The 23,273-nt window shown below is 61.3% G+C and carries 21 protein-coding genes; 10 read left to right on the forward strand and 11 right to left on the reverse strand.

Going from position 1 to position 23,273, the window contains the following annotated elements; all coding sequences use genetic code 11:
- Positions 1-94 precede the first annotated feature (94 nt).
- A complete protein-coding gene (hemB, locus tag J3P85_RS10235; protein WP_186710862.1) occupies positions 95-1,069 on the forward strand; it encodes a porphobilinogen synthase in 975 nt (324 codons plus the stop codon).
- A 268-nt stretch (positions 1,070-1,337) separates the two neighbouring features.
- On the opposite strand, the gene J3P85_RS10240 is transcribed toward hemB, so the two are convergent.
- Positions 1,338-2,285, reverse strand: coding sequence for an IS110 family transposase (locus J3P85_RS10240; protein WP_434705696.1), 948 nt, complete (start codon positions 2,283-2,285; stop codon positions 1,338-1,340).
- A gap of 490 nt (positions 2,286-2,775) precedes the next feature.
- Here J3P85_RS10240 and J3P85_RS10245 point away from each other — a divergent pair, with 490 nt between their 5' ends.
- A complete protein-coding gene (locus J3P85_RS10245; protein ID WP_434705697.1) occupies positions 2,776-3,870 on the forward strand; it encodes a DUF1615 domain-containing protein in 1,095 nt (364 codons plus the stop codon).
- Between the two features lie 198 nt (positions 3,871-4,068).
- Here J3P85_RS10245 and J3P85_RS10250 read toward each other — a convergent pair whose 3' ends face one another.
- A complete protein-coding gene (locus tag J3P85_RS10250) occupies positions 4,069-4,464 on the reverse strand; it encodes a hypothetical protein (RefSeq protein WP_434705698.1) in 396 nt (131 codons plus the stop codon).
- A gap of 222 nt (positions 4,465-4,686) precedes the next feature.
- Here J3P85_RS10250 and J3P85_RS10255 point away from each other — a divergent pair, with 222 nt between their 5' ends.
- Positions 4,687-5,316, forward strand: coding sequence for a glutathione S-transferase family protein (locus J3P85_RS10255; protein ID WP_434705699.1), 630 nt, complete (start codon positions 4,687-4,689; stop codon positions 5,314-5,316).
- Between the two features lies 1 nt (position 5,317).
- Here J3P85_RS10255 and J3P85_RS10260 read toward each other — a convergent pair whose 3' ends face one another.
- The 5 genes from J3P85_RS10260 to J3P85_RS10280 form a co-directional block, all read right to left on the reverse strand.
- The gene (locus J3P85_RS10260; protein ID WP_434705700.1) at positions 5,318-5,854 is read right to left on the reverse strand and encodes a PqiC family protein; all 537 of its coding nucleotides are present in this window, start codon (positions 5,852-5,854) and stop codon (positions 5,318-5,320) included.
- A 17-nt stretch (positions 5,855-5,871) separates the two neighbouring features.
- Complete coding sequence (locus J3P85_RS10265; protein ID WP_411385095.1) at positions 5,872-7,530, reverse strand: intermembrane transport protein PqiB; 1,659 nt, start codon at positions 7,528-7,530, stop codon at positions 5,872-5,874.
- The gene (locus J3P85_RS10270) at positions 7,511-8,170 is read right to left on the reverse strand and encodes a paraquat-inducible protein A (protein WP_434705701.1); all 660 of its coding nucleotides are present in this window, start codon (positions 8,168-8,170) and stop codon (positions 7,511-7,513) included. The genes J3P85_RS10265 and J3P85_RS10270 overlap by 20 nt, the downstream gene beginning before the upstream one ends.
- On the reverse strand, positions 8,167-8,763 hold the full coding sequence (locus J3P85_RS10275) for a paraquat-inducible protein A (protein WP_186708496.1): 597 nt from the start codon (positions 8,761-8,763) through the stop codon (positions 8,167-8,169). Before J3P85_RS10275 ends, J3P85_RS10270 begins: the two co-directional genes overlap by 4 nt.
- 69 nt (positions 8,764-8,832) lie before the next feature.
- On the reverse strand, positions 8,833-9,273 hold the full coding sequence (locus J3P85_RS10280; protein ID WP_030138503.1) for a CBS domain-containing protein: 441 nt from the start codon (positions 9,271-9,273) through the stop codon (positions 8,833-8,835).
- Positions 9,274-9,628: 355 nt separating this feature from the next.
- On the opposite strand from J3P85_RS10280, the gene J3P85_RS10285 reads away from it, so the two are divergent.
- Positions 9,629-11,992, forward strand: coding sequence for a DNA polymerase II (locus J3P85_RS10285; RefSeq protein WP_434705702.1), 2,364 nt, complete (start codon positions 9,629-9,631; stop codon positions 11,990-11,992).
- 146 nt (positions 11,993-12,138) lie between these two features.
- On the opposite strand, the gene J3P85_RS10290 is transcribed toward J3P85_RS10285, so the two are convergent.
- Both J3P85_RS10290 and J3P85_RS10295 read right to left on the reverse strand, forming a co-directional pair.
- Entirely contained in the window at positions 12,139-12,960 is an 822-nt protein-coding gene (locus J3P85_RS10290; RefSeq protein ID WP_434705703.1) for an aldo/keto reductase, read from the reverse strand.
- A 163-nt stretch (positions 12,961-13,123) separates the two neighbouring features.
- Entirely contained in the window at positions 13,124-14,272 is a 1,149-nt protein-coding gene (locus J3P85_RS10295; RefSeq protein ID WP_434705704.1) for an aldose epimerase family protein, read from the reverse strand.
- A gap of 341 nt (positions 14,273-14,613) precedes the next feature.
- Here J3P85_RS10295 and J3P85_RS10300 point away from each other — a divergent pair, with 341 nt between their 5' ends.
- The 4 genes from J3P85_RS10300 to J3P85_RS10315 all read left to right on the forward strand — a co-directional run bounded on the left by J3P85_RS10300 (position 14,614) and on the right by J3P85_RS10315 (position 18,323).
- Entirely contained in the window at positions 14,614-15,318 is a 705-nt protein-coding gene (locus J3P85_RS10300; RefSeq protein ID WP_250964640.1) for a hypothetical protein, read from the forward strand.
- A 106-nt stretch (positions 15,319-15,424) separates the two neighbouring features.
- Complete coding sequence (locus J3P85_RS10305) at positions 15,425-16,210, forward strand: sulfite exporter TauE/SafE family protein (protein ID WP_434705705.1); 786 nt, start codon at positions 15,425-15,427, stop codon at positions 16,208-16,210.
- Positions 16,211-16,279: 69 nt separating this feature from the next.
- A complete protein-coding gene (locus tag J3P85_RS10310; protein ID WP_434705706.1) occupies positions 16,280-17,638 on the forward strand; it encodes an erythromycin esterase family protein in 1,359 nt (452 codons plus the stop codon).
- Between the two features lie 136 nt (positions 17,639-17,774).
- The gene (locus J3P85_RS10315; RefSeq protein ID WP_434705707.1) at positions 17,775-18,323 is read left to right on the forward strand and encodes a DUF4174 domain-containing protein; all 549 of its coding nucleotides are present in this window, start codon (positions 17,775-17,777) and stop codon (positions 18,321-18,323) included.
- A 177-nt stretch (positions 18,324-18,500) separates the two neighbouring features.
- On the opposite strand, the gene ampC is transcribed toward J3P85_RS10315, so the two are convergent.
- Complete coding sequence (gene ampC, locus J3P85_RS10320; protein WP_434705708.1) at positions 18,501-19,649, reverse strand: class C beta-lactamase; 1,149 nt, start codon at positions 19,647-19,649, stop codon at positions 18,501-18,503.
- 225 nt (positions 19,650-19,874) lie between these two features.
- Here ampC and J3P85_RS10325 point away from each other — a divergent pair, with 225 nt between their 5' ends.
- Both J3P85_RS10325 and J3P85_RS10330 read left to right on the forward strand, forming a co-directional pair.
- Positions 19,875-20,753 (forward strand): Dyp-type peroxidase, encoded by an 879-nt coding sequence (locus tag J3P85_RS10325; protein WP_434705709.1) that lies wholly within the window; start codon positions 19,875-19,877, stop codon positions 20,751-20,753.
- 78 nt (positions 20,754-20,831) lie between these two features.
- Entirely contained in the window at positions 20,832-21,578 is a 747-nt protein-coding gene (locus tag J3P85_RS10330; protein WP_186708540.1) for an SDR family oxidoreductase, read from the forward strand.
- A gap of 140 nt (positions 21,579-21,718) precedes the next feature.
- Here J3P85_RS10330 and mapR read toward each other — a convergent pair whose 3' ends face one another.
- Positions 21,719-23,128 (reverse strand): GntR family transcriptional regulator MpaR, encoded by a 1,410-nt coding sequence (mapR, locus tag J3P85_RS10335; protein WP_434705711.1) that lies wholly within the window; start codon positions 23,126-23,128, stop codon positions 21,719-21,721.
- Positions 23,129-23,273: the final 145 nt, after the last annotated feature.

The raw sequence follows: 23,273 nt of genomic DNA on the forward strand, positions 1-23,273 counted from the left end.
ACACTCTGTTTTCCAGCAGGCGTTTGTGCCCTGGCTGGCCAGGGCATAAGCTTTGCGCTCTGTGATCGAGCACCCTTTTTTGCCCAGGAGTCCCATGTCCAGCCAGTTCCCCGAAGCACGTCCACGCCGCCTGCGTCGCAATGCAAGCTTGCGCAGCCTGTTCCAGGAAACCGAGTTCACCTTGAACGACCTGGTGCTGCCGATTTTCGTCGAAGAAGAAATCGATGATTTTGTGCCGATCAAGAGCATGCCCGGCGTGGTGCGCATCCCTGAGTCGAAGCTGGCCAGTGAGATCGAGCGCTATGCCCGTGCCGGCATCAGGTCGGTAATGACTTTTGGTGTGTCCCATCACTTGGACAACGACGGCAGCGACACTTGGAGCGAGCGCGGCCTGGTGTCGCGCATGGCCGGGATCTGCAAGGACGCGGTGCCGGAAATGATCGTGATGTCCGACACCTGCTTCTGTGAATACACCGATCATGGTCATTGCGGCGTCCTCCACGGCGATGAAGTGGACAACGACCGGACCTTGGTCAACCTGGGCAAGCAAGCCGTGGCGGCGGCCCGCGCCGGTGCCGATGTGATCGCGCCGTCGGCAGCCATGGACGGGCAGGTGCAGGCGATTCGCAAGGCCCTGGATGACGCCGGTTTCAGCCAGACGGCAATCATGGCCTATTCCACCAAGTTCGCTTCGGCGCTCTATGGCCCGTTCCGCGAGGCCGGCGGTAGCGCGCTCAAAGGCGACCGCAAGAGCTATCAGATGAACCCGATGAACCGCCGCGAAGCCTTGCGCGAATCCCTGCTCGACGAGCAGGAAGGTGCCGATGCGCTGATGGTCAAGCCGGCCGGTGCCTACCTCGATATCATCCGCGACATTCGCCAGGCGTCGAACCTGCCGCTGTCGGCGTATCAGGTCAGTGGCGAATACGCGATGATCAAATTCGCCGCCCAGGCCGGCGCCATCGACGAAGCCCGCGTGGTACGCGAGAGCCTTGGCGCAATCAAGCGGGCAGGGGCGGATCTGATCTTCACTTACTTCGCCATGGACCTGGCGCTGAGCGGGATCTGATCCGCCTGCATCAATGTTGCCTGTGCCGCCGCCTTCGCGAGCAAGCTCGCTCCCACAGTGGTTTTGGGTTGGATGGGAAATCCAGGTACACCGCCATTCTCCTGTGGGAGCGAGCTTGCTCGCGATAGCGGTGGGTCAGCTCGTATCAATATTGCCAGTGCCGCCGCCTTCGCGAGCAAGCTCGTACCACAGTGGTTTTGGGGTGGATGGGAAATTTTGGTACACCGCCATTCTCCTGTGGGAGATTCTATGGTTAGGGGGAAGCCCCTCATGCCGCTTTTGGTTGGTATTCGCTTTGTCCTTTCAGCAAAGCGAATACGATCCGAGCAAGCTTACGAGCCAGCATTACCAGCGCCTCAGTAGTACTGAAGCCTCGACTTCTCTTCTCTTCATAAAACTTTTTCCAGGTCTTTGTACGGCGAGCTGACATGGCTGCGTTGTGCAAAAGCCGACGGACTTCCGGGTCGCCTCGTTTGCTCAGGCTTCGGCGACCGTCTTTTTGTCCTGATTTCGACACTCGCAAATCCATTCCCAAGAAAGCAATAAAGGCATCTGCATTTCTAAAGTCGCCTCGCTGAAAAGCCGTAATCAGGCGGGCTCCGGTCAAAAAACCAATGCCTTCAACTTCCATGCAACGCTTCAGCTGCCCCAATAAACCAGCATCTTTCAGTTGATCCTTGATCGTCTTCTCGACCAACGTCTCAAGCCTCTGCATGGCTTTGATCTGGTCGTCGAAAGCCGTTTTCAATAGCGGCTCATTCGCCCAGCTTTGCACCAAGGCGACCCGAGCCTGAACCAAGGCTGCGCGACGGCGGAAAAGGCTCAGAAGCTGGCGATACAGCGGGGATGGTGGGGCCCAAGGGCGCAGTTCCTCAGCTTCATTTTTTAGATAACGAGCCAGTAACTTGGCGTCCAGCGCGTCGGTTTTTGCGCGCACCTTTACGCCTTCGCGGTAATGATGCAGTTCATAACCACCCACCATGTAAATCTCGCAGCCAGCCTCATAGGCCAGATCAGCGAATTCCAAGTGATAGATATTGGTCGACTCTATGGCAATAGCGACTGGCCCCGGCAATGCCTTGAGCCATTTCTTGATAGCTGCTTTGTCGTTGACAATCGCTTCAAGCAGGTCAAGTTCGGCGTGATAGATCACCAGTTCATTCTTGGCGACATCCACGCCTACGATCGGCTTTGTGACAGAAACCGGCATTGCCATTGAAAATCCTCCGGGCTAAGGTTTGAACACTTGAAGGGTTCACCCAGAGGCGCAGGCTTGTTCCTATCGTCGGTCTAGGCCAGATGCATTCTTTATCGGCGCTTGGGTGAAAGGAGGAGGGGCGAAATCTCCCACGGTCTGTACTGCGCTAACAGTCAGAATCGAGCCTTGTCCCTCCTCCTCCCTTCAAGTCCTACCATACAAGCGAGCTTGCTCGCGATAGCGGTGGGTCAGCTTGTATCAATATTGCCAGTGCCGCCGCCTTCGCGAGCAGGCTCGCTCCCATAGTGGTTTTGGGTTGGATGGGAAATCCAGGTACACCGCCATTCTCCTGTGGGAGCGAGCTTGCTCGCGATAGCGGTGGGTCAGCGTGTATCAAGGGCGCCAGTGCCGCCGTCATCGCGAGCAAGCTCGCTCCCACAGTGGGCTATAGCTCACATTCACTTTTGATCGTATGGTTGCTCCGGAATAACAAACCCGATGGAGCCCCATGCAATTCAACCGATTGATGATCAGCCTCGCGGCGCTGCTGGCCCTGGCCGGTTGCGGCAGTCGTCAGGCCCAGGAGCCCGAGCGCCAGCCTGCTGAGGTCAAGAAGCAGATCGTGCAGTTGTTGCCGGCCAAGACGACGGATCGCCAAGGTTGGGCGACTGACATCTATGTGGCCTTTGCGGCCCAGCAGATTCCGTCCACGACGCAGAATATCTGTGCGGTCCTGGCGGTGACCGAACAGGAGTCGACGTTCCAGGCCGACCCGCCAGTGCCGGGGCTGGGCAAGATCGCTCGTCAAGAGATCAACCGCCGTGCGGCGAAGGTGCATATTCCGGAGCTGTTGGTCAGCGGCGCGCTCCAGGTGCGTTCGCCCAATGGCAAAAGCTACAGCGATCGACTCAATGCGGCGCGTAGCGAGAAAGAGCTGAGCGGGATTTTCGATGATTTCATTGGCATGGTGCCGCTGGGCAAGACGCTGTTCGGCGGTTTCAATCCGGTGCACACCGGTGGCCCGATGCAGGTCAGCATCGCGTTTGCCCAAGCCAATGCGCGGGATTACCCCTATACGGTGGATGGTTCGATTCGTCGCGAAGTGTTCAGTCGTCGTGGCGGGATGTACTTCGGTATCGCGCATTTGCTGGGTTATCCGGTGAGCTATACCGAGCCGTTGTATCGTTTCGCCGATTTCAACGCCGGGTGGTACGCCAGTCGCAACGCGGCTTTCCAGCATGCGGTGAGCGTGGCGTCGGGCATTTCCCTGGCACTGGATGGCGATCTGGTTGCCCATGACTCAATCATGCCGGGTAGCACGGAGCTGGCGGTTCGTACGCTGGGCAAGTCGTTGGGGATGCGCAACCCGACCATTCGCGATCAGTTGGAGCAGGGCGACAGCCTGGCGTTCGAGGACAGCAAGCTCTACAAGCGCGTGTTCGAACTGGCTGAGCGCGCCGAGGGCAAGCCGTTGCCGCGGGCGGTATTGCCGGGGATCGTGCTCAAGAGCCCGAAGATCACGCGCAAGCTGACCACGGCATGGTTTGCCAAGCGGGTGGATGAGCGGTATCAGCGCTGCATGGCGCGGGCGTCGGGGCGTTAGCAGATGTCGGGGCAAAAAAAGCCCGGTGGATGAGGCCGGGCTTTTAGGGGGGAGTCGTTTCGATTGGCGTGTCGGGCGGGCTACGCAGCGGCTTGTCGATCGTTGCGGCCGCTGCGCGCCCGAGCGGGAGCAAGCTCCCTCGCCACGGGGTGTGTTGCCTATGACTTGCGATGTTTTCAGGTATTACGGTCAAGCAACTCATGCGTGGTTTTCGATCAGGCGGTCAGAGCCACCTTCGGCGACGCGGTTTTCCAGCAGACGATCAGAGCCACCTTCAGCGACGCGGTTTTCGATCAGGCGGTCGGAGCCACCTTCGGCTACACGGCGTTCCAGCAGGCGATCAGAGCCACCTTCAGCGACGCGGTTTTCGATCAGGCGGTCGGAGCCACCTTCGGCTACGCGGCGTTCCAGCAGGCGATCAGAGCCACCTTCGGCAACTCGGCGTTCCAGCAGGCGATCAGAGCCACCTTCAGCTACGCGGTTTTCGATCAGGCGATCAGAACCGCCTTCGGCGACGACGGGTTGCGAGGAGGCGGCGAATACGTTGGCGGCCAGTACGGAGAAAGCGAGGCTGAGGATGGCTTGGCGTTTCATGATGGTGTGCTCCGGGGGATGCAGTGGTTTGTGTGGGGCCATTGTTGTCCCGGGCGATCATCAAGAGAACTTCATTGGCATGATGGTGAACATCGACGGCAGTGATAGCTCGATGTCGGTTGATTTAATGAGGGTGTCCCCTGGCGTGCGCGTCGTCCTTCGGGTGGAACACTGCCAGATTTGTAGGTTCTACCGGGTAACCCACAGGCAGGAGGCAAGCTCATGTATCAGTTATTCGGTCACAGGCAATCCGGCTCGTCGGCAGTGGAGGTAGCCCTGGACCTTTGTGATGTGGCTTATCGGCGGGTCGATGCCTATTCGACGGAAGAAAGTGAAGCAGCGAAAGAGCTCGAGGCCCTCAACCCCCTGAAGCAGGTTCCGACGCTGCAACTGCCGGATGGCTCGGTGCTGACCGAGGGATCGGCGATTCTGATTCACCTCGGGCTGACCTTTCCCGCCTCGAAGCTGCTCCCTGATGACGCAGCCCAACGTGCGCAAGCCATACGAGGCCTGGTTTACATCGCGGCCAACTGCTACACCCCCATCGGCATCATCGATTTTCCGGAGCGCTGGCTGGACGATGCGGACGAAGAGACTCGGCAGCGCTTGGTATCGGGTACCCAGCAACGGCTCTACCGCAACTGGGCGCTGTTTGCCGACCAATTCCCGGCCCAGCCGTTTCTCGGCGGTGCCGAGCCGGGGGCGCTGGATATCCTGGCGGCTGTGATTACCAAGTGGAGAAATACGCGGGAGGCGATGCTCAACGCCCGCCCGCAATTCTACGGATTGTTGGAGCGCATCGACCGCCATCCACGCGTGGCGCCGATACTGTCGCTGCATTGGCCTGAATGAATCAAGGACACGCCTTGCGCGCAGCCGCCTGTTCGACAAGGTCGACAAATTGCCGGACGTTCTGCTGATGGGCTGTCACCAGGTCGTCGATACTGGCGCCCGACGGTGTCTGCAGGCTGCTGCGACAAACGAGGGGGCGAACATCGCCGCTCAGGCTGCGCAGCCGCCATTGCACGTCCATGCGGGCGTAGCGGCCCGGGATCGAGTCAAAGCGCTGCACATCCACCCGCAGCGATGATTTCGGCGCACCAGGGTTGCTCAGTTGTTCGTCCAGGCTGCTGTGCAGCTCATCCGCCAGGCTGGCGCCCCACCATTCGGTTTCGAGGATCGCCAACCCGCTGCTGCCCTGGCGAATGACCATCTGGGTGCGATCCACCTGGGGAGGAACGCTCACCTGTTCGATCTGGATGTCCATGCCAGAACGTGACTGGCCTGCCGGCTGAACCGGGCTCAGGGTGTGGTAATGAATCGGATCGCTGCGACAGGCGCCGATTAGCAGGGCCACGGCAACCAGGGAGAGTTTCAGCGTCAGTGGCATGGGGCGGGCTCCTGTGATCATTCTTTCACCGGCAAGGTCAGGTTCTGTGCCGGTGCGTCCTTGGGACGACCGCGAAGCAGCGATTCGGGATGGCGACTCAGGTAGTCCGACAGCTCGCGCAACGAGCGCGACATGCGGCCCAGGTCGTCCAAGGTCTGGGTCAGTTGTTCACGCTGCGGCGAGTCTTCGGCCAGGGTCGAGTTGGCCGATTGCAGGGTCTTGCTGACGTCCTGCAAGGTGCTTTGCACGCCGGGCAGGGTCTTGCTGTTGAACTGGGCCAGGCCTTTGCGCAACTCCACCAGGTTGCCATCCAGGTTGCCGGCGATGCTCTCCAATGGCAGTTTGTTGATCCGCTCGACCATCGTCTGCAGTTGTTCCTGCAATTGCTGCAGGCTGCCCGGGAGGGTTGGAATACGCACGGGGCGGGCGCTGGGGTCGAAGGCCACTTTTTCGGCCTTGGGGTAGAAGTCCAGCGAGATGTACAACTGCCCGGTCAGCAGGTTGCCGCTGCGGGCCTGGGCGCGCAGGCCGCGCTCGACAAAGCTGCCGATCAGGCGGGCACCGGCGGCTTCGTCTTCCGGGTCGTGGTTGAGCGACTTGAGCAGTTTTTCATGGGCCTTGCCCAGGCGCTGAGGGTAGATCACCACGCCGACGTTGACCGGAAAGCTGCGTTGTTTCTCATCGAAATCCAGGTTGATGGCCACCACCCGGCCGACTTCAACGCCGAGGAACTCCACCGGTGCCCCGACTCGCAACCCGCGCAGTGCCTGGTCAAAACGCAGGGCCAGGTATTGCCCCTTGCCGTCGGGTGGGGCGAGGGCGCTCTGCTGGTCGGCAAACAATTCGAAGGTCTTGTCTTCGCTGGCAATGGTGTCGTTTGGACTGTATTCCGGTGCCCTGAACGCGATGCCGCCCAGCAGCAAGGCCGAGAGCGACTCGGTCTTGACGGCGAACCCGTTGGCGCCGACGTTCACGTCCACGCCGCTGACGTTCCAGAACCGGGTGTTCTCGGTGACGTACCGGTCGTTGGGCGCGTTGACGAACACGTCGATGTTGACGCCTTTGCCCTCGGCGTCCAGTGCATAGGACACGACCTGGCCCACCGGGATCTTGCGCAGGTACACCGGTGAGCCGATGTCCAGCGAACCGAGGTCCTGGGAGTGCAGGGTGAAGCGTTTGCCCGGTTCGCCATAAGTGATCGGCGGCGGGGCTTCCAGGCCGGTGAAGGATTTGGCGCGCACTTTCGACTGGCCGGCGTCGGCACCGATGAAATCGCCGGACAGCAGCGTGTCGATTCCCGAGATCCCACCGGCACCAATACGTGGCCGTACGACCCAGAACACCGAGTCTTCGTGGGTGAAGGTGTCGGCGGTCTTGGCGAGCTTGACGGTGGCGGTGACGTTCTTCTGGTCTTCACTCAATTGCACGTCGGTGACCTGGCCGATGACCACATTGCGGTATTTCACCTGGGTCTTGTTGGCGGTCAGGCCCTGGCCGGTCTTGAAGGTGATGGTGATGGTCGGACCTTCCTGCAGCCAGTTGTTGACCACCAGGGAAATGCCCACCAGCACCGCGATGATCGGCACGATCCACACCAGCGACACCGTCCAGCGACGGGTGCTGACGTGAGCCCGACCGGGTGCGGGTTGTTGCCCGTCAGTGACTTGCGACTTCATCCATGGTCTCCTCGGAAGGTTGGGTGTCCCAGATCAGCCGGGGGTCGAAACTCATGGCCGATAGCATGGTGAACAGCACCACGAGGCCGAAAAACAGGATACCCGGTCGCGGTTCGATATCGCTCAGTGCCTGGAACTTGACCAGGGCCGCCACCAGGGCCACCACCAGCACGTCGAGCATCGACCAGTAGCCGATGACTTCCACTAGTCGGTACAGCTTCGCCCGTTGGACCTGGGCCCAGGTGCTGCGCCGCTGTGCGGTCACCAGCAGCAGGGTCAACACGACGAACTTGATGCCGGGCACCGCGATGCTGGCGATGAAGATGATCAGGGCGATGTCCCAGGCGCCGCTTTGCCAGAACTCGATGACGCCGCTGATGATCGTGCTGTCGGCGCCTTCGCCGAGCATCTGGGTGTTCATGACCGGAAGCAGGTTGGCCGGGATGTAGAACACCAGCGCGGCGAGCATGTAGGCCCAGGTGCGGGTGATGGCATCGGGTTTGCGTCGGTGCAGGGCGGCGTCGCAACGGGGGCAGGTATCGGGTTCGTCGGTCATGTCGCAGGCCAGGCCGCAACTGTGGCACAGGCACAGGTTCAGGTCGCGGGCCTCGGGCGGGGTGTCCAGCGGCTGGCCGCTCATAGGCTGTCCCACAGGTCGCGGACATCACGCCCGGCAATGCGGATCATCAACAGGCTCAAGGCCGCGAGGGCGAACAGTCCGATGCCCGGCAGCACGTCCAGCAGGCCGGCGAGCTTGATCACCGCCACCAGTGCGCCCAGCAGGCACACCTCCAGCATGCTCCAGGGCCGCAGGGTTTCCAGGCTGCGCATGCACAGGGCGAACCCCGGCGCCCGCCGCTGGAGGTAGGCATGGCCCAGGACCCAGAGCAGCAGCGCCAGTTGGAAGGCCGGTGCAATGATGATTGCCACCGCTGTCACCAGGGCGATGAAAGTGATGGGGCCCTGGCTCAGCGCCACGATGGAGTCCCACAATGTCGCGCTGTTGCTCAGGCCCTGGAGGCGGATGCTCATCACCGGATAAATGTTGGCGAAAGCCCACAACACCGCAGCCGTCACGCTCAAGGCCAGGCGCTGTTCGATGGTCAGGCCGTTGTAGCGCTGGATCACCGCGTGACAGCGCACGCACGCGGCTTTCTGGTGCGGAGCGAGCACAACCGGCTCGTACACCGCATCGCAATGTTCACAAATGATCAGTCGGTCGGTGGCGGCCATCGGGATGCTCGCAGGAACAACCCCTTCAATATAGAAGTGTGTTGAGAATGAGCAACCCGTTGCGACGGATCATTCGCCGCGAATGTATTGCTCCAGTTGTCGGATCAGGTCGGCCTGTTCGGCGATGGCTTCCTTGACCAGGTCACCGATGGACAGCAGCCCGACGAGTTTGCCGTCTTCTACCACCGGCAAATGTCGCAAGTGCTTCTCGGTCATGATGCTCAGGCAGGTCTCGACATTCTGGTGCGGGTCGATGGTGATCACCGGGGAGACCATGATGTCGCTGACCTTCGTGCCCACCGACGAGCGCCCGTGCAGGACCATTTTGCGCGCATAGTCGCGCTCGCTGATGATCCCCAGCACCTCATCGTTCTTCACCACCAGCAAGGCACCGACGTTCTTCTCGGCCATGCGCATCAGGGCCTGCAATACCATGTCGTCCGGTGAGATGGTGTGCACTTGCTGGTTCTTCTCGTCTTTTATCCGGAGCAACTGCGCGACGGTTTTCATGGGGAGCCTCGGGTGTTGTTTTTGCAGGTGGTTAAAGCATCGTAGACCCAACGGCGCAGAGCAAGCGGTAAAGCGGCGGCCAATCGTCCAAAAACGTCATTGCCGGTGAATTTCCCTCGATGCGATGTCATCCACCTTTGTGGCGAGGGAGCTTGCTCCCGCTGGGCTGCGAAGCAGCCCCTGGTTGTTGGCATTCGCCCGATATACCGAGGTGGTCGGTTTTGGGCTGCTTCGCACCCCAGCGGGAGCAAGCTCCCTCGCCACAAAAAGCAGGTGGGTGGTGTGTCAGTTGCTCAGGTGAAGTCCTCTCGCCACAGGTAGAATCATCGCCTACGCAAAATTCGAGGTTGCAGCGGTGGATCTACAGCAGGGCTTCGTCCTGACCCGGCATTGGCGCGACACCCCGGCCGGCACCGAAGTCGAGTTCTGGCTGGCGACCGACGCCGGTCCCCGGCGCGTGCGCCTGCCCATGCAAACGTCGGTGGCCTTTGTGCCGCAGGTCCAGCGCGGCCAGCTCGAAGCCTTGCTGCAAGGGGAGAAGGACATAGAACTGCGCCCCCTTGACCTGCTGGATTTCGAGCATCGCCCGGTTCTGGGCCTGTATTGCCAGCAACATGCCCAACTGATGCGCCTGGACACCACCTTGCGCCGCGCCGGTGTGGAGGTGTTCGAAGCGGACATCCGGCCGCCGGAGCGCTACCTGATGGAGCGTTTCATCACCGCCCCGGTCTGGTTCGGCGGTACCCCGGCCGCGGATGGCCTGCTGGTGGATGCCCAGATGAAACCGGCGCCCGATTACCGTCCACCGTTGCGCCTGGTGTCCCTGGACATCGAAACCACCGCCCAGGGCGAGTTGTATTCCATTGCCCTGGAAGGCTGCGGCGAGCGCCAGGTCTACATGCTCGGGCCACCTAACGGCGACGAGACCGGCGTGGACTTCCAGCTGGAATATTGCGAATCGCGCACGCTGCTGCTGAAAAAACTCAACGATTGGTTCGCCCGTTTTGACCCCGACGCGATCATTGGCTGGAACCTGGTGCAGTTCGACCTGCGGGTGTTGCATGAACATGCCCGGCGGCTGGCGGTGCCGTTGCGCCTGGGGCGCGGTGGCGAAGAAATGCAATGGCGCGAGCACGGCGCGCGCAACAACCACTTTTTCGCTTCGGCGGCCGGTCGGCTGATCATCGACGGCATCGAGTCCCTGCGCTCGGCCACTTGGAGTTTTCCGTCGTTCAGCTTGGAAAATGTTGCCCAGACGCTGCTGGGGGAGGGCAAGTCCATCGACAACCCGTACCAGCGCATGGACGAGATCAATCGCATGTTCGACGAGGACAAGCCGGCCCTGGCCCGCTACAACCTCAAGGACTGCGAGCTGGTGACGCGGATCTTCGCCAAGACCGAACTGCTCAAGTTCCTCTTGGAGCGGGCCAGCGTCACCGGCCTGCCAGCGGACCGCAGCGGTGGTTCGGTGGCGGCCTTCACGCACCTGTACATGCCGCTGATGCACCGCCAGGGCTTCGTTGCCCCCAATCTTGGCCAGCGCCCGCCCGAGGCCAGCCCGGGCGGGTTTGTCATGGACTCTCGACCGGGGCTCTACGAGTCGGTGCTGGTGCTGGACTACAAAAGCCTGTATCCGTCGATCATCCGCACCTTCCTGATCGACCCGGTGGGCTTGATCGAAGGGCTGCGCCACCCGGATGACGACGAGTCGGTACCCGGCTTTCGCGGGGCGCGCTTCTCCCGTACTCGACACTGCCTGCCGGCCATCGTCGCGCGGGTCGCCGAAGGCCGGGAAACCGCCAAGCGCGAACACAATGCGCCGCTGTCCCAGGCGTTGAAAATCATCATGAACGCATTCTATGGCGTGCTTGGCTCCAGTGGCTGTCGCTTCTTCGACACACGCCTGGCTTCGTCCATCACCCTGCGTGGCCACCAGATCATGCAGCACACCCGCCAGTTGATCGAAGCCCAGGGGCATTCGGTGATCTACGGCGATACCGATTCCACTTTCGTCTGGCTGCGCCGTGCCCACGGTCAGGAGGAGGCGGCCAAGATTGGTCGCGAGCTGGTGGCGCACGTCAACCAATGGTGGCGTGAACAGGTGCGTGCCGAGTTCGGGCTGGAAAGCGCGCTGGAGCTGCAGTTCGAAACGCATTTCAAGCGCTTCCTGATGCCGACCATCCGAGGTGCCGAGGAGGGCAGCAAGAAACGCTACGCCGGGCTGGTGACCCGCGCCGACGGCAGCGATGAAATCGTCTACAAGGGTTTGGAAACCGTGCGGACCGATTGGTCGCCGCTGGCCCGGCAGTTCCAGCAGGAGTTGTACGGGCGGATCTTCCACCGCAAGCCCTACCAGGACTATGTGCGCGATTATGTGCAGCAGACCCTGTCCGGTGCCTTCGATGAGCGGCTGGTCTACCGCAAGCGCCTGCGTCGACCGCTGGACGACTATGAACGCAACGTCCCGCCCCATGTACGGGCCGCGCGGCTGGCCGATGAGTTCAACCAGCGCCAGGGCCGTCCGCGGCAATACCAGAATGGCGGCTGGATCAGCTATGTCATCACTGTCGCCGGTCCCGAACCGCTGGAAACCCGCAGCGCGCCAATCGATTACGACCACTACGTGACCAAACAGCTGCAGCCGGTGGCGGATGCGATCCTGCCGTTTGTGGACGATGACTTTTCGACGTTGGTGGGGGGGCAGATGGGGTTGTTCTAACGGCTGTCGTTTGCGAGGCGCCGGACTGCTTTTGTGGCGAGGGAGCTTGCTCCCGCTCGATTGCGCAGCGATCGCAAGGATAATGGGGCCGCTACGCGACCCAGCGGGAGCAAGCTCCCTCGCCACAAAAGCTTCTGGCGCGAGGGTCAGACCATCGCCAACCGCTGCTTGCCCTGGGGTTGGGGAAAGATCAGGTCGAGGGCGGCCAGGTCCTGGGGCTCGAGCCGGATGTCGGCCGCTTCGGCATTCAGGCGCACATGCTCAGGCTTCACAGCCTTGGGAATGGCAATCACGTTGTCCTGGCGAAGCAACCAGGCCAGTGCTATCTGGGCCGACGTTGCGCGATGGCGCTCGGCAATTTGCCCCAGGGTGTGATCCTTGAGCAAGTGCCCGCCCTGGCCGACCGGGCAGTAAGCCATGATCGGCATGCGTCGTTGCTGGCACCAAGGCAGCAGGTCGAATTCGATGCCGCGTTCCTGCAGGTTGTACAGCACTTGATTGGTGGCGCAGGCCGGAGACGCCAGCTCCTCAAGGTCATCGACGTCAAGGTTAGACACCCCCCAACGGCCGATCTTGCCTTCTTCGCGCAGACGCTCGAACGCTTCGACGGTTTCTTCCAAGGGGTACTGGCCGCGCCAGTGCAACAGGTAAAGATCAATGTAATCGGTGTCGAGCCGGCGCAAGCTGCGTTCGCAGGCCAGGGGAATGCCTTTGCGGCTGGCGTTGTGGGGATAGACCTTGCTCACCAGGAACACCTGGTCGCGCAGGCCGGTAATCGCTTCGCCGACGACGGTTTCGGCGCCGCCTTCGGCATACATCTCTGCAGTGTCGATCAGGGTCATGCCCAGTTCGATCCCTAACCGCAGGGCGGCCACTTCTTTTTTGTGATGGGACGGTTCTTCACCCATGCGCCAGGTGCCCTGGCCAATGACCGGTACGGACACATCCGTCAATTCCAGCGTCCTCATGGCTCTCTCCTGTTGTGCTGATCCATCATCCAATGGACAGCAGGATAGTAGGAGCTGGCGAAGCCTGCGATCTTTTGATTTTTCGCTCCAGACTCAATTGTCTGGGGAGAGAGATCGCAGCCTCGCTTCGCTCGACAGCTCCTACGGGTGTTGCGCAGCTTTTCTATTTCGTGGAGAACTTCAACACCATCGTCTGGGTGTAGGTCTGGCCCGGATCAAGCCGCGTCGAAGGGAAGTCCTGCTGATTTGGCGAGTCGGGGTAATGCTGGGTTTCCAGGGTGAACGCGCCCCAATGTGGATACACCTTGCCCTGCTTGCCCTTGACGGTGCCGTCGAGGAAGTTGCTGGTGTAGAACTGCACGCCAGGCTCGCTGGTGTAGAGCTGCAGGAGTCGTCCGGACTGCGGGTCATGCACCTCGGCGGCCAGTTTGTCCACATCGCCCTTGGCATCCAGCACCCAGTTGAAATCGAAACCGCCCTGTTTCGGTTCGGCGAACTTGAGTTGTGGGTGATCAGCCTTGATGTGCGTGCCGATGGCGGTGGGCTTGGTGAAATCCATCGGTGTGCCGGCCACGGGGGCTAGCTCGCCGGTGGGGATGAGTTTGCCGGTGACCGGGGTGTAACGGGCCGCGTGCAGGGTCGCGACTTGTTTGAGAATGTCACCGTTGCCTGCACCCGCCAGGTTGAAATAACTGTGGTTGGTCAGGTTCAACACGGTCGGCTTGTCGGTGGTGGCCTTGTAGTCGATGCGCAGCTCGTTCTTGTCGTTGAGGCTGTAGGTGACATCCGTCTTCAGGTTGCCGGGAAAGCCCATTTCGCCGTCCGCGGACAGGTACGTCAGGGTCACGCCCACCGAATCCTTGTCATTGCTCGGTTCGGCTTTCCAAACACGTTTATCGAACCCTTGTGGCCCACCGTGTAAGGAATTGTCCTTGTCGTTCTGCGGCACCTGATAACGCTTGCCATCCAGCTCGAACGCCCCACCGGCCAGGCGATTGCCAAAGCGGCCGATGGTCGCGCCGAAATACACGCTGCCGTTCTTCTGGTAGCCCTGCACATCGTCGAAGCCGAGCACGACATCAGTAGTCATGCCGTTTTTGTCCGGCACGATCAGCGACTGGAGGATCCCGCCATAGGTGATGACGGTCGCCTCGATGCCGTGGCTGTTGCGCAGGACGAATTTCTCAACCGCGGTGCCGTCGTCGGTCTTGCCGAAGGCAACGCGTTCATTGGTCAGGCCGGCGGCCTGGGAGGAGGTGGCAATCATCAGAGAGACTCCGAGGGCCGTGAGCAGATGTCTGGATTCAAGCATGGTGTGACCTTCCTTCCTGTTGTTTTGTTGTTGTTTTAACGCGGTAGAGTCCGTTACTTGGTCGGACAACGATGAAGGTTTTTCTGTTCAGTAGTCTTTCTATTTGCGGGTAGGAAAGGGATTTATAGCTATAAATAGGGATTTATCAATTAAAAAGTAAGACTAATTGAGCGAAACGAGGCTTGCCCAAGCGAACGCTTTCACCTCTGGCGTCGCACTTTTGCGGTTTTTACAGCTCTATCCTTGGCCTGGAAGCGGCGACCCCCATCGCTTCCCCATGCCTAGATTGAGACTCGATGGCCGGTGTTTTTTCTTCTGTGACGAGGTTGCGCCACGCCTGCATGGCCGGATTGGTTGGTGTGTCGATGCTGTTCAGCGGCGGCTGCAGCCATCAGCAGGGGCAGGACATGGTCACGCAGTTCAGCGAAGCCAGGCCTCAGGAGTTCTTGCAGACCAGCGTCGACCGCATGGCGACGTTGTCGATGCACGACAATTTGCAAAGCCTTTACCTGCTGATGAGCAAGCTGTACCTGCGCAACCCCGAGGAACTGCGCAAGTCCGGCTTTCTCGACGCCCGCACCGCGGAAAAACAGGTGCGCATGGCCATCGAGCAGCAACAACCCTTGCCGACGTTGGGGGGCAAGAAGGACCTGGCCGCCCTGAGCTATGCCATGAGCCCGGAATTTCTCGGTGATCGGGTCGGGGCGTTCATCTATGCCATCGGCAGCATGCTGGTCACCGCTCACGGCAATCGCCTCGAGTTCTACATGACCGATACCATCGACCCGCGTTTTGTCAGCAACGCGGCGCGCAACATCGAAAAAGCCACTTGGCTGCTCAGTCAGCGGCAGAACAAGGACGGCACGCCGTTGCTGTTTTCCAATGAGATTTCGGAGGAGGGCAGCAACCTGAGTTTCGCCGTGGAGTTTGGCAAAATCGTCGCCCGATTGGACCTGCTGACCCAGATGCTCGATGAGCGTTACCGGCGCATCGGCTTGAATTACGCCCAGAGCCTGCTGTTCCTCAACTTCCTGCCGGTCCAGTGAGTTGAGAAAAAGGAATAAAGATAGATCACATCGATATAGGGGGTTATAAGAAAAATCGCTATGCTCGCGGCCAGATTTTTCACGCGGTCGTGTCGAGACGGGTTCAATGGATTTCGGTAATGTCGGTTTAGTCGTTGCGGGCCTGGTGGTCGGCTTCATTGTTGGAATGACCGGCGTTGGCGGTGGTTCACTGATGACCCCGATCCTGTTGTGGTTTGGTATCAACCCCGCGACAGCGGTGGGCACCGACCTGCTGTACGCGGCCATTACCAAGTCTGGCGGTGTCCTGGTTCACGCAAAAAACCGCAATATCGATTGGGCAATCACCGGCTGGTTGACCCTGGGCAGCGTGCCGGCGGTCGGCTTGACGCTGTGGTTTCTCAGCAGCCTGCACAGCTCGCCCGACGCGATGAACGCGGTGATCAAACAAGCCTTGGGCTTTGTGTTGTTCGCCACCGCCCTGGCGATCCTGTTCAAGAAGCGCCTGCTGCAATTCGCCCATGATCGTGCTGGCGGTCATTACAACCCCTCCGGTTCACGACTCAATGTGCTGACCGTCATCACCGGCCTCGTGCTGGGCACGATGGTCGCCTTGACCTCCATCGGTGCTGGCGCCCTGGGCACTGTGGCGCTGTTCATTCTTTATCCGTTCCTGGTCACCAAGCGCCTGGTGGGCACCGAGATTGCCCACGCCGTGCCGCTGACCCTGGTGGCTGGCCTGGGCCATGCGAGCATGGGTAACATGGATTGGCAGATCCTGGGTTTCCTGCTGATCGGTTCGTTGCCGGGAATCTACCTGGGCAGCCATTTGTCGGGACGCATCTCCGATGAGGTCCTACGGCCTTGCCTGGCGGTGATGCTGGCGATGATCGGCTTCAAACTCGCGTTCTGATTTGATCGGAGTCATGGGGCCATAGCCACAGTCATACCTGTAAACCAGGTACTGATGAGGCCAAGACCCATGAACAGCCCAGCCAGAGATCTGCTGCAACGACTACGCCGGCGTGGCGCCGAGCCTCGCACCGACATTGCCGATATCCTGCGTCACCACGCCGAGCCATTGCCTGCCGAGGACAGCCCGGCCTTTGGTGAGATGTTCGATCGCTTCGCTGATGCCAAGGTCGTGTTGATTGGCGAGGCCAGCCACGGCACCCATGAGTTCTATCGGACCCGTGCCGCCATTACCCGACACCTGATAGAGCACCACGGTTTCAATATCGTGGCCGTCGAAGCGGACTGGCCCGATGCCGGGCAAATCGACCGCTGTGTACGCGACTTGGGGCCGTCGGCGTGGAAGCAGCAGGCATTCGCCCGATTCCCGACCTGGATGTGGCGCAACTGCGAAGTCCAGGGCTTCGTCCGTTGGTTGCGCGATTACAATCTGGAGCAGCCCATGGGGCAAAGGGTGGAGTTTCGCGGCTTGGACGTCTACAGCCTGCGTCACTCCATCGATGAGGTGTTGAACTACCTGGATACCAGCCATCCGGACATGGCCCGTGATGCCCGTCATCGTTATGGCTGCCTCACGCCGTGGCACGATGACCCGGCGCTGTATGGTCATTTCACCGAGCGCGGCAACCTGGCGACGTGTGAAGACGCCGTGGTCGAGCAGCTCAACAGCTTGTTGGCCAAACGCCTGGATCCGATGATCAATGATGATGAGGCCTTCTTCAGCGCCACCCAGAACGCCCGGGTCGTGCGCGCCGCCGAACAGTACTACCGAGCCATGTACCGCGGCGGCAAGTCATCGTGGAACCTGCGGGACCGGCACATGTTCGACACCCTGCAAACCTTGTTGGAGCATCGGGGCACTGATGCGAAGGCGTTGGTCTGGGCGCATAACTCCCACATCGGCAATGCCGCCGCGACACGCATGGGCTGGGAAGGGGAGTTCAATATTGGCCAGCTATGCCGCATGGCTTATGGCCGCAGCGCGGTGTTGCTGGGCATGGGCACCGACCGTGGCAGTGTCGCGGCGGCGGACGACTGGGATGCGCCGATGAAGATCAAACAGGTGCGGCCAGCGCTGCCCGGCAGTTGGGAGCACCAATTCCTCCAGGCCGGTGTTCATGCCTCGTTGACGCAATGGCGCACCCATCCTGACGAGGCGCTCCTGGACGCGCTGTCCGAACCGCTGCTCGAACGCGCGATTGGTGTGATCTACCGCCCTGAAACCGAGCGTCAGAGTCATTATTTCGAAGCGGTGCTGGCGGAACAGTTCGACGCCTGGCTCTGGTTCGAACAGAGCGAAGCCGTTACGCCATTGCCGGCGCCGCAGGTCCTGGAGCACGAGGAGGATACGTTCCCGTTTGGCCTTTGAACGCTGTGCAGGGCGGTTGCGCAATGAACGTGCTCGCCTAAGCTTCAAGGCAGGCAGGCGCAGTATCGGGCGACGCTCGCGGAACAATCGCCGCCCTGTGCAATCAGTACAGCGTAACTATCAAAAGGAGAGGCGCATGCTCATTCGGTCGTTGACCTTCGCTACCTTGCTGGCCATCGCCGGCCCTCTGTTCGCTGCCGATGGCGACTCCCCTCTGGTGGCGGAAGTCGGCAAGTCGCGTTCCCTGATCGTCATTGCGCCCAGCACGGTCGACCCGGCCTGGGTCAGCCTGAAAAAGGCCTTGGATGAACCGGCGGGCAAGCAGGGTTTTTCCGAGCGCAACATGGTGCTCTACACCGTGCTCAATACCATCGGCCAGCGCGATGGCAAGGACCTGGACCCGCAAAGCACCATGGCACTGATTCGCTCCCTCAAGCTGGGCGCCGGTGCCCAGACCAAGATCATCCTGGTGGGCAAGGACGGGGAAAAGAAACTCGAGCATTCCGGCGCGATTGAATTGAAGGATCTCTTCGACACCGTCGATAAACTCCCCGCCGCGGAAAAGGAAGCAACGCCACCAGCGCCCCCTCCCGCACCCGAGCCTGCACCGGCCAAGGATGCGAAAGGCACCAAGCCTGGCAAGGCCGCCAAGCCGGCGGCGGCGCCGAAGCCTTTGGAAGATTGATCTCCAGTAACGCCGAGGCCGCTTTTGTGGCGAGGGAGCTTGCTCCCGCTGGGCTGCGCAGCAGCCCTCTGCTTTTTTTCAATGGATTATCGAATGACTGGTTTGGGGCCGCTGCGCGACCCAGCGGGAGCAAGCTCCCTCGCCACAGAGAAACTCATCACCCCGAGGCGTCATGAGTTATCGGTGTTCCAACGCCATCAGGATCCGATGCGCCGCCTTCACCCGTTCCTCGATCGGGTAGTTCTTGTTGGCAAGCATGACGATGCCCATGTCCTTGCCAGGCACGAACGCCGCATACGCGCCAAAACCGTTGGTGGAGCCGGTCTTGTTGATCCAGGCGCCGTCCGGCGCTGGAAGGGGTGGGTTCAAAGGTTCGACTTTTTGAGGCGTCAGGGCCATCTGCGGTGTGTTGCCGGCGAGCAGGTCATCCAAGCTGAACGGCGCGGGGTAGAACTCCCAGCCCAGTCCCTGGTTCATCCCGCCAACGCTGTAGAAACCGGTATGGGTCGTGGCGATGGCCTGCTTCAGATCCGCGTCCAGTTTTTCAGGTCGCAGGTTGGCCTCGATGAAACGAAGCAGGTCCGACGAGCTGGTTTTCACCCCATAAGCCTCGGCGTCCAGGGCGCCAGGGCCGACCCGCACGGGCTTGCCGTCCTTTGCATAGCCTTGGGCGTACCGGTCCATCTGATCCTGCGGGACCCGGACATAGCTTTGCTTGAGGCCCAACCCCGGCATCAGCGTGCGCTCCATCACGTCGTCAAAAGGTTGCCCCAGGCTGCGGGCCGCCAGATAACCGAACAGGCCGATGCTCGGGTTTGAATAAAGTCGCTGGGTGCCGGCCGGGTAGAGCGGCTTCCAGGTCTTGTAATAACTGAACATCCGGTCCGGATGATCCGCCTCGTCGGGAAACTGCAAGGGCAGGCCGCCAGCGGTGTAGGTAACGAGATCGAGCAGGCGGCTGCCCTCCAAGGCGCTGCCGCGCAGCTCGGGGGCAAAGCGACTGGCCGGATCCGTCAGGGACAATTTGCCCTGGGCCTGGGCATAGGCGCCGAGGGTGGCGGTGAAGGTCTTGCTGACCGAGCCGATTTCGAAAAGGGTCTGGTCGGAGACCGGCTTTTTCGTGTCCTTGGCGGCCACGCCGTAGTTGAAATAATGGCGCTGGCCGTTGTAGGTGATCGCCACAGCCATACCGGCGATGTCCTGTTGTTTCATCAGTGGCTGGATGACGGCATTGACCGTGTCTTCAATGGGGTTCTGGGCAAAGCCTGTGGACGTCCCGCAGGCCAGGAGAAAAGTCCCGGCGAGTATCGATCTGGCAATGTGCATGGTGCAGCGCTCTCGTTGGCCTTCCTGGAGGGGGGACAATCTAGGGCGTTTCTGGCTGCCCGGCAATCCGGGGCTATCAAGGCAGAGGCATGTTTCTGAGTCTTCCGATAGAGCGGGGGGAACCTTCCCACAAACGGCCCGGTTGCCCGCGTGACCGGACCTCAAGCCAAACCACACAAAGCGGCGGCTGCCGGGTAAACTTGCGCTCTTTCTAAAGGAGTTCACATGAGTTATTACCAGCCCGGCATTCTCGCCACCCCTGTTCCGCCTCAGGCCCGTCATTTGTTTTTTGCCTTGGAATCGGTCGAGGCACTGCCGGCTGCGCTAGACAAACTCCTGTTGCTGCTCGATGGCCGGGCCGTGGTTGGCTTCGGCGAATCGTTGGTCCAGGCGTTGGGCGCCCAGGTCGATGGCCTGCGGGCTTTTCCGGCGTTGGCCGGCGTCGGCGTGGACAACCCCTCGACCCAGCATGCCCTGTGGTGCTGGTTGCACGGTGAAGACCGCGGCGAGCTGATGCACCGCAGTCGCGCCATCGAAGCGGCGCTGGCCCCGGCACTGCGCCTGGTGCAGATGAACGAAACCTTCCGCCACATGACCGGCCACGACTTGACCGGCTATGAAGACGGCACCGAAAACCCCCACGACGAAGCGGCCGTCGCCGCCGCCCTGGCCCCGGGTGCCGATGGGCTGCGCGGAGGCAGTTTCGCCGCGATCCAGCAGTGGCAGCACGACCTGGACGGTTTCGCGGCGATGCAGCCCCATGAGCGCGACAACATCATGGGCCGGCGCCTGAGCGACAACGAAGAAATCGACGACGCGCCGGAATCGGCCCACGTCAAGCGCACCGCCCAGGAGAGCTTCGCCCCGGAGGCCTTCGTGGTCCGTCGTTCCATGCCTTGGATCGAAGGCGACCGTGCCGGGCTGATGTTCCTGGCGTTCGGTTTCTCCCTTGACGCCTTCGAGGCGCAATTGCGGCGCATGAGCGGCCTGGAAGATGGCATTACCGACGGTCTGTATCGCATGAGCCGCCCGATCACCGGCGGCTATTACTGGTGCCCGCCGCTGTTGGAAGGACGCCTGGATCTGCGCGCCCTGGCCCGGTAGACGCAGCGGTATGTGCAAAGCGTGACGTGAACGCTATTCTTGGGCCGCACGTTTATCCGTGGAAGGGGAGAAGCAAGCGTGGATAAAGTCATCGTCATCACCGGTGGCGGCCGCGGAATCGGGGCGGCCACGGCGCTGTTGGCTGCCGAAGCGGGCTATCGGATCTGCATCAATTACCAGTCTGACGAAAGTGCCGCGCAAGAGGTGCTCGAACAGGTTCGGGCCAAGGGCGCACAGGCAATTGCCGTGCGGGCCGACGTGAGCATTGAAGATGAAGTCATCGGCCTCTTCAATCGGGTGGATGCCGAACTGGGACGTGTCACCGCCCTGGTGAATAACGCCGGTACGGTTGCCCATAAGTCCCGACTCGATGAAATGTCCGAATTCCGCATCCTCAAGATACTGAAGACCAACGTGCTGGGGCCGATCCTGTGCGCCAAGCACGCGGTGCTGCGCATGTCGCCCAAACATGGCGGGCAGGGCGGCAGCATCGTCAACGTCTCGTCGGTGGCCGCCCGCCTGGGCTCGCCGGGAGAATACGTCGACTACGCGGCCTCCAAGGGCGCGCTGGACACCTTCACCGTCGGCCTGTCCAAGGAAGTGGCCGGCGAAGGCATTCGCGTCAACGCGGTGCGTCCCGGCTATATCTACACCGATTTCCACGCCCTGAGCGGCGACCCGGATCGGGTCAGCAAGCTGGAATCGGCGATTCCCATGGCCCGGGGCGGGCGTCCGGATGAAGTGGCCGAGGCGATTATCTGGCTGCTGTCGGACAAGGCTTCGTATGCGACCGGGACGTTTGTGGATTTGGGGGGCGGGCGCTGAGTCCTGGTGTCTGTTCCGGCCTCATCGCGAGCAAGCTCGCTCCCACGGTTTGATAGGTGGTGAGCCAGATATCTTGGACACAGCAGACCCAATGTGGGAGCGAGCTTGCTCGCGATGGCGGCCTGACAGGCACCTCAATCTCAAAACGACCGAATAATCCGCCCCAACGTCTCCATGGCCTTTTCCGAGGCTTCGGTCCACGGGCTGCCATAGTTCAAGCGGATGCAATTCCTGAAGCGCCGGGTCGGTGAAAAGATCGGGCCCGGGGCGATGCTGATGCCTTGGGCCAGGGCCATCTGGAACAGTTTCAGCGAATCCATCTGCTCGGGCAGCTCCAGCCACAGGAAGTAGCCGCCCGCCGGCTGGCTGACCCGGGTCTGGGCCGGGAAATAGCGGGCGATGGCGGCGAGCATCGCGTTTTGCTGTTCTTCCAGGGCGTAGCGCAGCTTGCGCAGGTGACGGTCGTAGCCACCGTGTTGCAGGTAGTCGGCGATGGCGGCCTGGGCCGGCATCGAGGCGCACAGCGAGGTCATGAGCTTGAGTCGTTCGATCTTCTGCGCGTAGCGCCCGGCGGCGACCCAGCCGATGCGATAACCCGGGGCCAGGCTCTTGGCGAACGAACCGCAATGCATCACCCATCCTTCAGTGTCGAACGCCTTGGCGGGCTTGGGCGCCTGCTGGCCATAATAGAGTTCGGCGTAGACGTCGTCCTCGATCAGCGGCACCTGATGGCGACGCAGCAACGCCACCAGCGCCTGTTTCCGTTCCTCGGGCATGGTCGCGCCCATGGGGTTCTGAAAGCTGGTCATGCACCAGCAGGCCTTGATCGGGTGACGCTCCAGCGTCTGCTCCAGCACCTCCAGGTCGATGCCGTCGCGCGGGTGGACCGGAATCTCCACCGCCTTGAGCTTGAGCCGTTCCAGTACTTGCAGGCTGGCATAAAATGCCGGCGCTTCGATCGCCACCAGGTCGCCGGGCTCGGTCACGGCTTGCAGGCACAGGTTCAAGGCTTCCAGGGCACCGTTGGTGACCAGCAGTTCTTCCATGGGCAGCATCAGCCCGCCAACCATGTAGCGCAGGGCGATCTGGCGACGCAGTTGCGGATTGCCCGGTGACATGTCCGTGACCACCACCCGCGGGTCCATGTCCCGTGTTGCACTGGACAGCGAGCGGGACAGCCGTTGCAACGGGAACAGCGTCGGGCTGGGGAATGCCGAGCCGAACGGTACGGTGTTCGGGTCCTTGATCGAATCCAGGACTGAAAACACCAGCTCGCTGACGTCGACTTCGGTGGACTCGTGCACCTGGCTACTGATCGCCGGCTCGGAAAACGGGCTCGGTGCATGGGTGTTGACGAAGTAGCCGGAGCGCGGCCGGGCCCGGATCATGCCGCGTCGCTCCAACAGGTAATAGGCCTGGAACACCGTGGACGGGCTGACGCCGTAGGTCTGGCTGGCGTAGCGCACCGACGGCACGCGCTGGCCCGGCCCCAGCATGCCCGAGCGGATCAGTTCAGCGATGTCGTCGGCGAATTTCTCGTAGCGTTTCATGGTGGGGCCCAGTGACATTTGTGAACTTGACTGTGGGAGCGAGCTTGCTCGCGATCGCGGTGGCATATCCAACATTGATGCAAACTGACCCACTGCTATCGTCGGAACGCCGCCCGGAGCAAGCTCGCTCCCACAGTTACCCTGC

Origin of the sequence: Pseudomonas sp. Z1-12 (assembly GCF_051132015.1) — a bacterium.
In the GTDB taxonomy this organism is placed as follows: domain Bacteria; phylum Pseudomonadota; class Gammaproteobacteria; order Pseudomonadales; family Pseudomonadaceae; genus Aquipseudomonas; species Aquipseudomonas zanjanensis.

What these genes read in the sequence shown, in the direction of transcription:
- hemB (WP_186710862.1), top strand. Translation starts at nt 95, where the DNA reads ATGTCCAGCCAGTTCCCCGAAGCACGTCCACGCCGCCTGCGTCGCAAT.
- J3P85_RS10240 (WP_434705696.1), bottom strand. Translation starts at nt 2,285, where the DNA reads ATGGCAATGCCGGTTTCTGTCACAAAGCCGATCGTAGGCGTGGATGTC.
- J3P85_RS10245 (WP_434705697.1), top strand. Translation starts at nt 2,776, where the DNA reads ATGCAATTCAACCGATTGATGATCAGCCTCGCGGCGCTGCTGGCCCTG.
- J3P85_RS10250 (WP_434705698.1), bottom strand. Translation starts at nt 4,464, where the DNA reads ATGAAACGCCAAGCCATCCTCAGCCTCGCTTTCTCCGTACTGGCCGCC.
- J3P85_RS10255 (WP_434705699.1), top strand. Translation starts at nt 4,687, where the DNA reads ATGTATCAGTTATTCGGTCACAGGCAATCCGGCTCGTCGGCAGTGGAG.
- J3P85_RS10260 (WP_434705700.1), bottom strand. Translation starts at nt 5,854, where the DNA reads ATGCCACTGACGCTGAAACTCTCCCTGGTTGCCGTGGCCCTGCTAATC.
- J3P85_RS10265 (WP_411385095.1), bottom strand. Translation starts at nt 7,530, where the DNA reads ATGAAGTCGCAAGTCACTGACGGGCAACAACCCGCACCCGGTCGGGCT.
- J3P85_RS10270 (WP_434705701.1), bottom strand. Translation starts at nt 8,170, where the DNA reads ATGAGCGGCCAGCCGCTGGACACCCCGCCCGAGGCCCGCGACCTGAAC.
- J3P85_RS10275 (WP_186708496.1), bottom strand. Translation starts at nt 8,763, where the DNA reads ATGGCCGCCACCGACCGACTGATCATTTGTGAACATTGCGATGCGGTG.
- J3P85_RS10280 (WP_030138503.1), bottom strand. Translation starts at nt 9,273, where the DNA reads ATGAAAACCGTCGCGCAGTTGCTCCGGATAAAAGACGAGAAGAACCAG.
- J3P85_RS10290 (WP_434705703.1), bottom strand. Translation starts at nt 12,960, where the DNA reads ATGAGGACGCTGGAATTGACGGATGTGTCCGTACCGGTCATTGGCCAG.
- J3P85_RS10295 (WP_434705704.1), bottom strand. Translation starts at nt 14,272, where the DNA reads ATGCTTGAATCCAGACATCTGCTCACGGCCCTCGGAGTCTCTCTGATG.
- J3P85_RS10300 (WP_250964640.1), top strand. Translation starts at nt 14,614, where the DNA reads ATGGCCGGATTGGTTGGTGTGTCGATGCTGTTCAGCGGCGGCTGCAGC.
- J3P85_RS10305 (WP_434705705.1), top strand. Translation starts at nt 15,425, where the DNA reads ATGGATTTCGGTAATGTCGGTTTAGTCGTTGCGGGCCTGGTGGTCGGC.
- J3P85_RS10310 (WP_434705706.1), top strand. Translation starts at nt 16,280, where the DNA reads ATGAACAGCCCAGCCAGAGATCTGCTGCAACGACTACGCCGGCGTGGC.
- J3P85_RS10315 (WP_434705707.1), top strand. Translation starts at nt 17,775, where the DNA reads ATGCTCATTCGGTCGTTGACCTTCGCTACCTTGCTGGCCATCGCCGGC.
- ampC (WP_434705708.1), bottom strand. Translation starts at nt 19,649, where the DNA reads ATGCACATTGCCAGATCGATACTCGCCGGGACTTTTCTCCTGGCCTGC.
- J3P85_RS10325 (WP_434705709.1), top strand. Translation starts at nt 19,875, where the DNA reads ATGAGTTATTACCAGCCCGGCATTCTCGCCACCCCTGTTCCGCCTCAG.
- mapR (WP_434705711.1), bottom strand. Translation starts at nt 23,128, where the DNA reads ATGAAACGCTACGAGAAATTCGCCGACGACATCGCTGAACTGATCCGC.